Origin of the sequence: Sphingomonas sp. Leaf28, assembly GCF_001421685.1 — a bacterium.
GTDB classification, from domain to species: Bacteria; Pseudomonadota; Alphaproteobacteria; order Sphingomonadales; family Sphingomonadaceae; genus Sphingomonas; species Sphingomonas aurantiaca.
Genome location: NZ_LMKX01000001.1, coordinates 454,431 through 467,532 on the forward strand (window position 1 = coordinate 454,431; position 13,102 = coordinate 467,532).

Below are 13,102 nucleotides of genomic sequence, written 5' to 3' on the forward strand. Positions count from 1 at the left end.
ACGTACCCCGGAGTTCCTACAATCAAATAAACCGGCGGGATTTACGATTCGCCCCATGCCGGCCCCGCTTGAGCGGGCTTTACGCAGGTTTCGCCGTGTCGTCCGCAGGGGCGGGACGCTTGTCGAACACCTCGTCGACCAGGCCAAAATCCTTCGCTTCGTTCGCTTCGAGGAACGTATCGCGGTCCATCCGGCGCTCGATTTCTTCGATCGGCTGGCCGGTATATTGCGCGTACAGTTCGTTCATGCGCTTGCGGATCCGCAGGATCTCGCGCGCCTGGATCTCGATGTCGCTGGCCATGCCCTGTGCACCACCCGATGGCTGATGGATCATGATGCGGGCGTTGGTCATCGCGACTCGCATGCCAGGCTCACCGCTTGCGAGCAGGAAGCTGCCCATCGAGGCGGCCTGGCCGATGCACACCGTGCCGACGCGCGGGCGAATGTACCGCATCGTGTCGTGGATCGCCATGCCCGCCGTGACGACACCGCCCGGCGAGTTGATGTACATGAAGATGTCCTTCTTCGGGTTCTCGGACTCGAGGAAGAGCAGCTGTGCGGTGATCAGCGAGGCCATGCCGTCCTCGACGCCACCGGTCACGAAGATTATGCGCTCGCGGAGCAGGCGCGAGAAGATGTCGAACGAGCGCTCGCCGCGGTTCGACTGCTCGATAACGATGGGAACCAGGCCTGCTTGCGTCTGCTGCAGGCCGAGCCCGGCGCTGGCCAATGGGCTAGCAAAGTCGCCGGTCTCGAACGGATTGTGCATGGAAATCTCTCTTATGCCCCAGTGAACCGCCAACATCGGCGCTCGCAACGGGGAGTTCAAGCCCTGCTACCCGTCAGGAGAACCACCTACCCCTCGCTCCTTCGGCGAGACGGAGGGGCCAGCGGAAGTGCGACGATCCTCCCCCGCCAGGGGGAGGTGGCGCCGAAGGTGACGGAGGGGGCGGACACGGAACAGCGGTTTCGCGTACCTCCCCCTCCGTCTGGCTAACGCCAGCCACCTCCCCCTGGCGGGGGAGGATTACAGGGTATGTGATCCGCGTCAGACTCCAGGTGCCGGATAGGCGAGATACGCCAGCCGCCGCACCTCGCGACGGCCCCGGACAACCGTATCGAGGATCAGCCCCGTAAAGACGTTCAGCGCGGCGAAGATCCCCAGGCCGGTGATCAGGATCGCGGTCGGAAAGCGCGGCACCTGGTGGATTTCGATATAGGTAAGTACCAACGGGATACCGAGGACCAGCGCGAGCACCGCAAACGCGCCGCCGATCACCCCGAAGAACCACAAGGGCCGCTCGATCCGGTACAGCGTCATGATCGTGCGCAGGATCCGCCACCCATCGCCATAGGTGCTGAGCTTCGACTCGGATCCCTCGGGCCGCGCATAATAGGGCGTCTCGACCTCGCCGATCGGCATCTTGAGCTCTAGCGCATGGACGCTGATTTCTGTCTCGATCTCGAACCCCGCCGACAGCGAGGGGAAGCTCTTCACGAACCGCCGCGAGAATACGCGGTAGCCCGACAGGATATCGGTGAAGCTGCGCCCGAACAGTCGCGCGAGCATCCCCGTCAGCAGTGCGTTGCCGAACCGGTGCCCGCGGCGATAGCTCTCCTGGACCTGGCTGATCCGCGAACCGACGACCATGTCGAGCTGTTCGTCGAGCACGCGCGCGACCAGCGCCGGTGCGGACGCCGCGTCATAGGTCGCGTCGCCATCGGCCATCACGTAGATGTCGGCGTCGATATCCGCGAACATCCGGCGCACGACCGCACCCTTGCCCTGGATCCGCTCGGTCCGCACCACGGCACCCGCCGCGCGCGCGACCTCCACCGTCCGGTCGGCGCTGTTGTTGTCGTACACGTAGATGGTGGCGCCCGGCAGCGCGGCGCGGAACCCCGCCACCGTCTGCGCGATCGCCGCCGCTTCGTTGTAGCAGGGCAGCAGGACGGCGATTCTGGGTTCGGTCATGCCCTGCCCTATCGTGCCGGAGGCTGCCTTGCAGATGCTATTTTCGGCCACCGAACCCCCTGAAACGCAAATCCCCGGCGGAGGCCGGGGTCCAGTCGGGGAAGGTCCATAACGGAGCTTTACGCGCCGTTATAGTAGCCTTTCCAACTGGACCCCGGCCTCCGCCGGGGAGGTGGCCCGAAAACGGGTCGAGTGCCTCGACGACGAGGCACTCGATCGGCGTTACGCCTCGGTCTTGGTCGGCGCCTTCTTGGCGCGCGGCTTCTTCACCGGTGCGTCGGCAGCTTCGGTGCCCTCGGCATTCTCGGCCGCGACCGGCGACGACTCGGTCACCGCGGTCTCGGCCTCGACCGGTGCCGCCTTCTTCTTGGCAGGCGCCTTCTTGGCGGGCTTGGCCTCGTCTGAAGCCTCGTCCGTCACGGTGTCGTCCGCAGCAGCGTCGTCGGACGCAGGCTTGGCCTTCTTGGCGGCAGCCTTCTTCTTGGGCTTGTGGTTGTCGTGGTCATGCACGTGCGTGCCGCTCGCGAAACCGTCCTCGCTCTCGATCGCAGCTTCCAGCTCCTCGCGGGTCGCTTCGCGATCGGTGATCTCGGCCTTCTCGAACAGGAAGTCGACGACCTTGTCCTCGTACAGCGGCGCGCGCAGCTGGGCAGCGGCCATCGGCTCGGACTGCACATACTGCATGAACTGCTGACGCTGCTCGGCCGGATACTGCTGCGCAGCCTGGGCGAGCAGACGCTGCATTTCCTGGTTGGAAACCTCGACGCCGTTCGCCTGGCCGATCTCGGACAGGAGGAGCCCCAGGCGCACGCGACGCTCGGCGATCTTGCGGTAATCGTCGCGCTCGCCTTCCATCTCGGCCATCGCGGCCTCGGGATCGGCTTCGTGCGTGGCTTCGTGCTGGAGCTGCTGCCAGATCTGGTTGAACTCGGCTTCCACCATCGACGGCGGAACCTCGAAGTCGTGACCTTCGGCGAGCTGGTCGAGCAGCTTGCGCTTCATGTGCGTGCGCGTGAGCCCGTTATGCTCCTGCTCGATCTGACCCTTGAGCAGGCCCGTGAGCTGCTCAAGGCTCTCGAGACCCAGCGACTTGGCCAGATCCTCGTCGATCGCGCTCTCGCCCGCGGTCTTCACCGATTTGACGGTGATGTCGAACGTGGCCGGCTGGCCCGCGAGCGACTTCTCCTGATACTCCTCGGGGAAGGTCACGTTGAGGACCTTGTCGTCGCCGGTCTTCACGCCAACGAGCTGGTCCTCGAAGCCGGGGATCAGACGCCCTGCGCCGAGCTCGACGCCCATGTCGGTGCCGGTGCCGCCGTCGAACGCGACGCCGTCGGCGGTCTTGCCGACGAAATCGACGGTGACAAGATCGCCCATCGCGGCGACGTAATCGTCAGCGGCGTCGTCCCACTTCTTCTGCTGGTCGGCGAACTTCTGGAGCTGCTCGGTGACCGCCTCGTCGGCGACGGGCACGGTCAGGCGCTCGAGCTTCAGGCCGTCGATCGCGGGTGCCGGCACCTGCGGGAGGACTTCCAGCTCAACCTTGACGACCGCATCCTTGCCGATGTCGTAGCCGTCTTCCAGCTCGACCGAAGGCTGCATCGCGGGGCGCAGCTGCTTTTCGGCGACGAGCGTCTGGACGCCCTCCTGGATCGCCGCGTTCACCGCGTCCTGCGTCAGCGCCGGGCCGTGCATCTTGCGGATGAGGTTCGCCGGCACCTTGCCCGGACGGAAGCCCGGCATCTTCATCTGCGGCGCGAGGCGCTTCAGCTCGACATCGACCTTCGCATCGATATCCTTCGCAGTGATGGTGAGGGTGTAGGCGCGCTTGAGGCCCTCGTTCAACGTCTCGACAGTCTGCATGTCCGGCCTTTGTCTAAAAGAGCATTCGGGAAAAATTCGTCTGGGTGTCGCCCCGCCCGAGCGGCGGAGTGGTGCGGGCGAAGGGACTCGAACCCCCACATCTTGCGATGGCAGGACCTAAACCTGCTGCGTCTACCAGTTCCGCCACGCCCGCACAGGACATCGCCGTAGCGGGCGCGTCTATACCAACGTTGTATGCCGGGGCAAGCACGCAAGGCAACTACACGTGATCGCACGCGTTGATGCAGCAGAAGGAGAGAGCATCATGGCTACCCAACCCCCTGCAGAATTCCCGACGCCCTCGTCGCCCGCCGAGCCGACGACGCCCCCGCCGGAGTTCAATCCGCCCGCACCCGACGTGGATTATCCCGATCCGAGCGGCCCCTCGACCGATCCCGCTCCCATCCAGCCGGAGGTGTGACGATGACCGATCCGCATGCAGGCACCAATCCCGAAACGCGTCCCGAGGATCGTGACGCGGACCCGCGCAGCGACATCGAACAGGCGGTGCAGTCGCGCTCGGACGCGGTCGAGCGCGGCGAAGGCGGTGACGAGCCCGAGACGTTTACTGATACCGGCATGCCGGACGGCGTCGGCGGCACCGGTGGCGTGACGAAAAACCAGGACGGCGACGCGCAGTAAGTCGCGCCGGTCAGCAACCATAAATGCGGGGGTGGATAGCATAGGCTGTCCACCCCCTTCTTGCAGGATCCGCCCATTTCCACGCCCGCCAGCACCCCGCTTTCGGGGCTGCTCCCCGACCTTGCCCAGCATCAGACGCTGTACGTGGCGCTTGGGGTCGCAGTACTGGTGTTCGTCGTCGCGCAGCGGATCCCGATCGTCCGGACGCTCGTCAATCTCGCGATGACGCTGGTGCTGGTCGGCCTGCTCTTCGTGGCGATCGGTCAGCGCAGCCAGTTCGATCCGTATCTCGGCAAGATTGCCAAACTGCTGCGGATCGAGGACCAGCAGGTCGTCGGCGGCGAGGTCCGTATCCGCATGGCGGCGGACGGCCATTTCTGGGCGCGGGCGCGGATCGACGGCGTCGAGCGCCGTCTGTTGATCGACAGCGGCGCAACGATCACCGCGCTGTCGGCGAAGACGGCGGACGCGGCGGGGATCGATGCGCAATCGAGCGTCGTGCCGATCGTGCTCCAGACCGCCAATGGCGCGATTCCCGCGCAGTCGGGCCGGATCCGCGAATTGAAGCTCGGCGAGATCATCGCGCGCGACCTGCAGGCGGTGGTGTCGCCCGCGTTCGGAGACACCAACGTGCTGGGGATGAACTTCCTGTCGCGCCTCGCATCGTGGCGAGTCGAGGAGAATGTCCTGATCCTGGTCCCGCATCATCCGCAGAAAGTGGGCGTGTAACGGGAGCCAGACTCATGCTCTCGCCCTACCCTCACATTTGCCACCACCCCGGCGAAGGCCGGGGTCCAGTTGGGGGGGCGAGGTAACGGGACGCAGCGCCTGATCAGCAACGTCTCCCAACTGGGCCCCGGCCTTCGCCGGGGTGGTGGGATTGTTGACGCTTCCCCTAACGCTCTAGTTCCCCCGCGAACGCGGGGGCCCAGGAATCCAGCAGCGTTGCGCGCGGTTACCCTGGACTCCCGCCTTCGCGGGAGAACGGGAACGGCGTTACGGCGCCACCGACTCCCCGAGCGCGCTCTTCAGCACCTCATTCACCACCGCCGGGTTGGCCTTGCCGCCCATGGCCTTCATCGTCTGCCCGACGAAGAACCCGAACAGCTTGTCCTTGCCGCCGCGATAATCGGCGACCTTGTCCGCATTCGCGGCCATCACGTCGGCGATGACCTTCTCGATCGCGCCCGTATCGCTGGTCTGCTTCAACCCGCGATCCTCGACGACCTTCGCCGCGCCGTCGCCGGTCTCGAGCATCACCTCGAACACCTGCTTGGCAAGGCTCCCCGACAGCGTACCATCGGCGATCAGCCCAAGCAGTTCCGCCGCCTGCGCAGGCGATACCGGCGAGTTGGCGATATCCTTGCCCGTCCGATTGAGCGCACCGAACAGCTCCGACGTCGTCCAGTTCGCCGCCGCCGCCGGCTTCACGCCCGCATCGAGCAGCGCATCGAACCAGCGCGCCGCCTCGACCTCGGCGGTCAACACCGTCGCCTGATACGCCGTGATCCCGAGCGCCTCATACCGTGCCCGCTTCGCATCAGGCAGTTCGGGCAGCGACGCCCGGCATTCCTCGAGGAACGCATCGTCGAGCACCAGCGGCAACAGGTCGGGATCGGGGAAGTAGCGGTAATCATGCGCGTCTTCCTTCGACCGCATCGAGCGCGTCTCGTTGCGATCGGGATCGTAGAGCCGCGTCTCCTGCTGGATCTTGCCGCCAGCCTCGAGCACCTCGACCTGGCGCTTGGCCTCCTGCTCGACCACCGCCATCACGAAGCGCACCGAATTGACGTTCTTCGTCTCGGTCCGCGTGCCGAGCTCGTCGCCGGGCTTGCGCACGCTGACATTGACGTCGGCGCGCATCGAGCCCTCTTCCATGTTGCCGTCGCACGATCCGACATAGCGCAGGATCGACCGCAACTTACGCAGGTACGCGCCCGTTTCCGCCGGCGATGCGAGATCGGGCTTCGACACGATCTCCATCAGCGCGACGCCCGAACGGTTGAGATCGACATAGGACTGGGTCGGATGCTGGTCGTGCATCAGCTTGCCCGCGTCCTGCTCGACATGGATGCGCTCGACGCCGATCCGCTTGCCCGCGGCATCGGGGTTCTTCTCGTCGAGGCTGATGTCGATCGCGCCTTCGCCGACGATCGGATGATAGAGCTGGCTGATCTGATACCCCTGCGGCAGATCGGCGTAGAAGTAATTCTTCCGGTCGAACCGCGACCACTTATTGATCTGCGCGTCGATCGCCATGCCGGTGCGTACCGCCTGGCGGATGCACTCGCGGTTCGGCACCGGCAGCATGCCCGGCATCGCCGCATCGACTAGCGAAACCTGCGTGTTGGGCTCAGCCCCAAACGCGGTCGCCGCGCCCGAGAATAGCTTGGCGTTCGACGTCACCTGCGCATGGACTTCGAGGCCGATCACGACCTCCCACTCGCCGGTTTCGCCCTGGATTCTGTAGTCGCTCATGTTACCACCAAGCCTCTGGCCGTGCCGTAAATCCTGCCCGCTGTTCGATTGCGAGCCCTGCGTTCAGCACACCTTGTTCGTCGAGCGGCTTGCCGATGATCTGCAAGCCCAGCGGCAGGCCCTGCTTGTCGAGACCACCCGGCACCGACATCGCCGGCAGACCCGCCAGCGACGACGGCACGGTGAAGACGTCGTTCAGATACATCGCGATCGGATCGGCCGACTTCTCGCCGAGCGCGAACGCCGCGGAAGGGGCGGTCGGCGTGAGCAGGACGTCGCACGTCTCCCACGCCTTTTCGAAATCGCGCGCGATCAGCGTCCGGATCTTCTGCGCCTGCGTATAGTACGCGTCGTAGTAGCCGGCCGACAGCACATAGGTGCCGATCATGATGCGGCGCTTCACCTCGGGACCGAAGCCGTCGGCGCGCGTCGCGGCGTACATGTCCTGCAGGCCCGAGCCCGCGGGCAGGTCGCGGATGCCGTAGCGCACGCCGTCATAGCGCGCGAGGTTCGACGACGCCTCGGCAGGCGCGATAATGTAATAGGCGGGCAGCGCGTATTTGGTGTGCGGGAGCGAGACCTCGACGATCGTCGCGCCGGCATCCTTCAGCCAGTCGATGCCCTTCTGCCAGAGCGCCTCGATCTCCTCGGGCATCCCCTCGACGCGGTATTCCTTGGGGATACCGACGCGCAGGCCCGCGAGGCTGGCCGACAGACCCGCTTCCCATTTCGGCACGTCGAGCTGGAGCGAGGTGCCATCCTTCGAATCGAACCCGGCCATCGCCTCGAGCAGGATCGCGCAGTCGCGCACGTCGCGTGCCATCGGCCCGGCCTGGTCGAGCGACGAGGCGAACGCGATCGTCCCCCAGCGCGAGCAGCGGCCATAGGTCGGCTTGATGCCGCTGATGCCCGTGAAGGCGGCGGGCTGGCGGATCGAGCCTCCGGTGTCGGTACCGGTCGCGCCTGGGCAGAGCCGTGCTGCCACTGCCGACGACGAACCGCCCGACGAGCCGCCGGGGGCGAGCGAAGCGTTACCGCCGTCGTTGCGCTTCCAGGGGCTGATCACGTTGCCGAACGCGGAGGTCTCGTTCGACGAGCCCATCGCGAACTGGTCCATGTTCAGCTTGCCGAGCATCCCCGCGCCCGCATCCCAGAGGTTCTGCGAGACGGTCGACTCATAGGTCGGCGTGAAGCCTTCGAGGATATGGCTCGCCGCGGTCGTTGTGACGCCCTTGGTGCAGAACAGGTCCTTCATGCCGATCGGCACGCCGGCCAGCGGCTTGAGCGTCTCGCCGGCGGCGCGTGCGGTATCGGCGGCGGTGGCGGCGGCGATCGCGTGCTCGGGCGTCTCGACCAGGAACGCGTTGAGCGCCTTGGCCTGGCTCACCTTGACGATGAACGCATCGGCGACGTCGCGCGCCGAGAAGCTGCCGTCGCGCACGCCGTCGCGGATGCCGGCGATGCCGAGATCGGTAAGGTCGGTCATTATTCGATCACCTTGGGCACGGCGAAGAAGCCGTGTTCAGCTACGGGCGCGTTGGCCAGGATCTGCTCGCGGATATTGCCGCCGGTGAGCGGATCGGCGTTGACGACGTCGTCGCGCAGCCGCAGCGTGTTGGGGATGACGGCGGTCATCGGCTCGACGCCGGTCGTATCGACCTCGCCCAGCATCTCGATCCAGCCAAGGATGTTTCCGAGTTCCGGCGCCATGCGGGCGGCGTCCTCGTCGGTGATCGCGATGCGCGCAAGGCTCGCGATCCGCTTCACGGTTGCAGTATCTACGGACATGCCGCTCGGCTAGCACCGCGCGGCGCGCAGGCGCAATATGTTTCCCGTGCGAGATCTAATCCTCCCCCGCCAGGGGGAGGTGGCAGGCGTCAGCCTGACGGAGGGGGAGGAAAGGGAAACCGATGTTCCGTGTCCTCCCCCTCCGTCGCCTTCGGCGCCACCGCCCCCTGGCGGGGGAGGATTGATCGCCCTTCTAGTTCCCCCGCGGAGGCGGGGGGCCAGGATTGCGGGCGCCGCCGCTCAAGATCCTGGCCCCCCGCCTCCGCGGGGGAACAGCTTGCCTCGACGAACAAGAACGCCCCCGTTGCAACCGCCCCCGGCTTGCGGCACGGGGGCCGCACCGCCTGCACGGAAGGTCCCGCTTGGCCCGCAAGTTCCTCTATTTCGTCGCCGTGATGATCGTTCTCGCGATCGCCGCGCTGCTCGCCTACCGCTTGTTCGGGACCGACATGATCCGCATGGCGATGGTCCCGCGCGCCACCTTCGAGGCGCAGCGCGAAGCCCCGCGCAACATCTATGCGCGCAAGATCATGTGGCTCGCCCGCCCCGACGCGCCCGGCAACCCCGCGCTCTGGACGCCCCCCGGCTATACGCCCGGCCCGCGCGGCACGGGCGCGGCGATCTTCTTCATCCACCCGACATCGTACATCAACCGCGACCATTGGAACGCGCCGATCGACGATCCGGAGACCAACGCGCGCGCCGAGCTGTTCCTCCGCGGCCAGGCGAGCGCGTTCAACGAAGCCGGCGACATCTGGGCGCCGCGCTATCGCCAGGCGACGTTCGGCGCGTTCCTGACCAGCGCCGCCGAAAGCGAACGCGCGCTCGCGCTCGCGTACGGCGACGTGTCGGCGGCGTTCGACCGCTTCCTCAAGGAAGTCGGCCCGACCCGCCCGATCATCCTCGCCGGCCACAGCCAGGGCGGCGCGCACCTCACCCGCCTGCTGCGCGACCGGATCGCGACCGACCCGAAGCTGCGCGCACGGATCGTGGCGGCCTATGTCGTCGGCTGGCCCGTCTCGCGCACCACCGACCTGCCGCGCATGGGCCTGCCAGAATGCCGCACCGCCGATCAGACCGGCTGCATCCTGTCCTGGGAGAGTTTCGCCGAGCCCGCCGACCCATCGCTGATCGTCGACGCCTATGACGCGACGATCGGGTTCGACGGTCGCCCGCGCAAGGGCACGCCGATCGTCTGCACCAACCCGCTGACCGGCACCGCCGACGCCGCCGCGCCCGCGACCGCCAACCTCGGCACATTGGTCCCCGCCGCCGATCTCGCGACCGCGACGATGGCGGTCGGCAGCGTGCACGCGCGCTGCGCCGACCGCGGCTTCCTGCTGATCGGCGACGGCCCGAACCTCGGGCCGTACGTGCTGCCGGGTAACAACTACCACGTCTACGACTATAGCCTGTTCTGGGCGAACGTCCGCGCCGACGCCAACCGCCGCCTGAAGGCCTTCGCGCAATGATCACGCTCTCCGCCGCCCAGTTCCGCGACGCGCTCCCCGATGGCGGCCGGCTGATCGGCCTCGACGTCGGCACCAAGACGATCGGCACCGCTTTGTGCGATGCGGGCTGGTCGTTCGCGAGCCCTGCGCTGCTGATCCGCCGCACCAAGTTCCAGAAGGACAAGGCCGCGCTCGCCGAGATCATCACCGCGCAGAAGGTCGTCGGGCTCGTCATCGGCCTGCCGATCAACCTCGACGGCAGCGAAAGCCCGCGCTCGCAATCGACGCGCGCGTTCGCGCAGAATCTCAAGGACATGGGGCTGCCGATCCTGTTGCAGGACGAGCGCTGGTCGACTGTCGCGGTCACGCGCACGCTGATCGAACAGGACGCCAGCCGCGCCAAGCGCGCCGAACTGGTCGACAAGATGGCCGCCGCCTACATCCTCCAGGGCGCGATCGATGCGCTGGTGACCGCGCAGATCTGACCCGCCCCCCAATCCTCCCCCGCCAGGGGGAGGTGGCAGGCTCTTGCCTGACGGAGGGGGAGGTAAGCGACCACCTTTCGGTCCGTGTCCTCCCCCTCCGACGCCTTCGGCGCCACCTCCCCCTGGCGGGGGAGAAACGAGATCGGTCAGCGGCCTGCCCGTTTCCCTTGCCCCCCGCCCCCGCCGCCACTATTCCGCGCTTTTAATGCGAACCTCAGATCACCGCCCCGCCGCCCTCATCGAAGGCGGCGCCGTTTTCCCGCACCGGCACCTCACCGGTATCGACGGGCTCCAGCCGCACGAGATCGCGTTCCTGCTCGACGAGGCGGAGACCTGGGTCGAGGCGAACCGCACGCATGCGACGCCCGACAAGCGGCTCGCCGGCCTGACGCAGATCAACGCCTTCTTCGAGAACAGCACCCGAACGCTCCTCTCGTTCGAGATCGCCGGCAAGCGGCTGGGCGCCGACGTCGTCAACATGCACGCCGCGCAATCGAGCGTGAAAAAGGGCGAAACGCTGATCGACACCGCGATGACGCTCAACGCGATGCGCGCCGACGTCATCGTCATCCGCCACATGTCGTCGGGCGCGGTGCGGCTGATCGCGGACAAGGTCGGCTGCCCGGTGCTCAACGCAGGCGACGGGCGGCACGAGCATCCCACCCAGGCGCTGCTCGATGCGCTGACGATCCGGCGGCGCAAGGGCGCGATCGCGGGCCAGCGTGTCGTCATCTGCGGCGACCTGCTGCACAGCCGCGTCGCGCGCTCGAACATCCTCGCGCTCACCGCACTCGCCGCCGAGGTGCGCGTCTGCGCGCCGTCGACGCTGATGCCGGCGATGATCGAGCGGATGGGCGTCACTGCGTTTACCGATTTCGACAAGGCGCTGGAGGGCGCGGACGTGGTCATGATGCTGCGCTTGCAGAACGAGCGAATGGACGGCGCGTACGTCCCCTCCACGCGCGAATACCGGCTGCGCTACGGGCTGACGCTCGATCGCCTTGCAAAGGCCGCGCCCGATGCGCTGGTGATGCACCCCGGCCCGATGAACCGCGGCGTCGAGATCGACTCGGCGGTCGCCGATCATGCGCGCTCGGCGATCACCGAACAGGTCGAGATGGGCGTCGCGGTCCGGATGGCGTGCCTCGACGTGCTGACGCGAAGAGCGCGCGGCGTGGAGGGTTGGGCATGATCCTCGCGCTCACCAACGCCACGCTCGCCTGCCCGGTCGGCGGCGTGACGACGGGCAATCTGCTGGTCCGCGACGGCGCGATCGTCGCAACCGGGATCGTCGACATCCCCGCCGACGCCGAGATCGTCGACTGCGGCGGCAAGACCGTCGCGCCCGGAATCGTCGATCTCGGCGTGGCCAAGGTCGATCGCGCCGCGTTCCGCGCGGGCGGCATCGTCCGGATCGGCCTGATGCCCGACCAGTCGCCCGTCCTCGACGATCCCGGCATCGTCCAGCGCGCCGCGCTGATCGGCAAGCCCGACCTCTGGATCCACCCGATCGCCGCCGCCACGCGCGGCCTCGAAGGCCACGACCTTGCCGAAATGGCGATCTGCCTGTCGGCGGGCGCCAAGGCGGTCGGCACCGGACGGCACTGGATCGCCGACAGCGGCGTGATGCGGCGCGTGCTCGCCTATGCGCGCGATCTCGACGTGACCGTCGTCACGCATGCCGAGGATGGCGGGCTCACCGCCGGCGCGGTCGCGACCGAGGGCGAGACCGCGACCCGGCTCGGCCTGCCCGCCGCCCCCGCGGTCGCCGAGGCGCTGGCGATCGCGCGCGACCTGATGCTCGCCGAGGATACCGGCGCGCGGCTGCACATCCGCCAGGTGACGACCGCGGCCGGGTTCAACCTGATCCGCGCGGCCAAGCGCCGCGGCGTTGCCGTGACCTGCGGGATCACGCCCGCGCATCTGCATCTGTCGGAGATCGCGGTCAGCGATTTCCGCTCGTTCGCGCTGCTGTCACCACCGTTGCGCGCGGAGAGCGACCGGCGTGCGGCGCTCGCGGCTATCGCCGACGGGACGATCGACGTGCTGTGCTCGGGCCACGAACCACGCGGGCCGGAAGAGAAAAGGCTACCGTTCACCGATGCGACCAGCGGCATGGCGGGCGCGGAAACGCTGCTGCCACTCGCGCTGATGCTGGTGCGCGACGAGCATCTGACGCTGCAGCGCCTGTTCGCGCTGCTGGCGTGCAACCCGGCGCGGGTGCTGGGACTCGATACGGGGACGCTGGAGGTGGGCAAGCCCGCCGATCTGATGCTGTTCGACGGCCAGGCGCCGTGGCAGATCGTCGGCGACGACTTCAAGGCCGAGGCGGGCAATACGCCGTTCGACGGACTGCCCGTGCAGGGCCGCGTGCTGCGGTTGTGGAAAGGTGGCCGGGAGGTTCGGTGAGGCGGGCTCGA

At 67.4% G+C, this 13,102-nt stretch carries 13 protein-coding genes and 1 tRNA gene; 7 read left to right on the forward strand and 7 right to left on the reverse strand.

The window, feature by feature from the left end:
- Positions 1-79: 79 nt before the first annotated feature.
- The 4 genes from ASE79_RS02125 to ASE79_RS02140 form a co-directional block, all read right to left on the reverse strand.
- The gene (locus tag ASE79_RS02125; protein ID WP_056411324.1) at positions 80-769 is read right to left on the reverse strand and encodes an ATP-dependent Clp protease proteolytic subunit; all 690 of its coding nucleotides are present in this window, start codon (positions 767-769) and stop codon (positions 80-82) included.
- Positions 770-1,048: 279 nt separating this feature from the next.
- Positions 1,049-1,975 carry a glycosyltransferase family 2 protein gene (locus ASE79_RS02130; protein WP_056411327.1) on the reverse strand — a complete coding sequence of 309 codons (927 nt, stop codon included), beginning with the start codon at positions 1,973-1,975 and terminating at the stop codon, positions 1,049-1,051.
- 222 nt (positions 1,976-2,197) lie between these two features.
- The gene (gene tig / locus ASE79_RS02135; protein WP_056411329.1) at positions 2,198-3,838 is read right to left on the reverse strand and encodes a trigger factor; all 1,641 of its coding nucleotides are present in this window, start codon (positions 3,836-3,838) and stop codon (positions 2,198-2,200) included.
- A 69-nt stretch (positions 3,839-3,907) separates the two neighbouring features.
- Positions 3,908-3,992: transfer RNA gene (locus tag ASE79_RS02140), tRNA-Leu, on the reverse strand.
- A gap of 111 nt (positions 3,993-4,103) precedes the next feature.
- On the opposite strand from ASE79_RS02140, the gene ASE79_RS21360 reads away from it, so the two are divergent.
- From ASE79_RS21360 to ASE79_RS02150, 3 genes are read left to right on the forward strand one after another with little or no spacing between them, the layout of a single operon-like run.
- Positions 4,104-4,259 (forward strand): hypothetical protein, encoded by a 156-nt coding sequence (locus ASE79_RS21360; RefSeq protein WP_165391673.1) that lies wholly within the window; start codon positions 4,104-4,106, stop codon positions 4,257-4,259.
- A 2-nt stretch (positions 4,260-4,261) separates the two neighbouring features.
- Entirely contained in the window at positions 4,262-4,480 is a 219-nt protein-coding gene (locus ASE79_RS02145) for a hypothetical protein (RefSeq protein WP_056411332.1), read from the forward strand.
- A gap of 60 nt (positions 4,481-4,540) precedes the next feature.
- Positions 4,541-5,209 (forward strand): retropepsin-like aspartic protease family protein, encoded by a 669-nt coding sequence (locus tag ASE79_RS02150; RefSeq protein ID WP_235516718.1) that lies wholly within the window; start codon positions 4,541-4,543, stop codon positions 5,207-5,209.
- A gap of 267 nt (positions 5,210-5,476) precedes the next feature.
- Here the strand turns inward: ASE79_RS02150 and gatB are convergent, their stop codons facing one another.
- From gatB to gatC, 3 genes are read right to left on the reverse strand one after another with little or no spacing between them, the layout of a single operon-like run.
- Positions 5,477-6,958, reverse strand: a complete 1,482-nt coding sequence (gene gatB / locus ASE79_RS02155; RefSeq protein ID WP_056411334.1) for an Asp-tRNA(Asn)/Glu-tRNA(Gln) amidotransferase subunit GatB — start codon at positions 6,956-6,958, stop codon at positions 5,477-5,479.
- A gap of 1 nt (position 6,959) precedes the next feature.
- Positions 6,960-8,444 carry an Asp-tRNA(Asn)/Glu-tRNA(Gln) amidotransferase subunit GatA gene (gatA, locus tag ASE79_RS02160; RefSeq protein ID WP_056411335.1) on the reverse strand — a complete coding sequence of 495 codons (1,485 nt, stop codon included), beginning with the start codon at positions 8,442-8,444 and terminating at the stop codon, positions 6,960-6,962.
- A complete protein-coding gene (gatC, locus tag ASE79_RS02165) occupies positions 8,444-8,746 on the reverse strand; it encodes an Asp-tRNA(Asn)/Glu-tRNA(Gln) amidotransferase subunit GatC (protein ID WP_056411338.1) in 303 nt (100 codons plus the stop codon). The genes gatA and gatC overlap by 1 nt, the downstream gene beginning before the upstream one ends.
- Before the next feature lie 362 nt (positions 8,747-9,108).
- On the opposite strand from gatC, the gene ASE79_RS02170 reads away from it, so the two are divergent.
- From ASE79_RS02170 to ASE79_RS02185, 4 genes are all read left to right on the forward strand, one after another.
- Positions 9,109-10,218 (forward strand): DUF3089 domain-containing protein, encoded by a 1,110-nt coding sequence (locus ASE79_RS02170; RefSeq protein WP_056411340.1) that lies wholly within the window; start codon positions 9,109-9,111, stop codon positions 10,216-10,218.
- Entirely contained in the window at positions 10,215-10,682 is a 468-nt protein-coding gene (gene ruvX / locus ASE79_RS02175) for a Holliday junction resolvase RuvX (RefSeq protein ID WP_055872724.1), read from the forward strand. The genes ASE79_RS02170 and ruvX overlap by 4 nt, the downstream gene beginning before the upstream one ends.
- 205 nt (positions 10,683-10,887) lie before the next feature.
- On the forward strand, positions 10,888-11,874 hold the full coding sequence (locus ASE79_RS02180) for an aspartate carbamoyltransferase catalytic subunit (RefSeq protein WP_056411342.1): 987 nt from the start codon (positions 10,888-10,890) through the stop codon (positions 11,872-11,874).
- Complete coding sequence (locus tag ASE79_RS02185; RefSeq protein WP_056411344.1) at positions 11,871-13,091, forward strand: dihydroorotase; 1,221 nt, start codon at positions 11,871-11,873, stop codon at positions 13,089-13,091. Before ASE79_RS02180 ends, ASE79_RS02185 begins: the two co-directional genes overlap by 4 nt.
- The last annotated feature ends 11 nt before the right edge of the window (positions 13,092-13,102 follow it).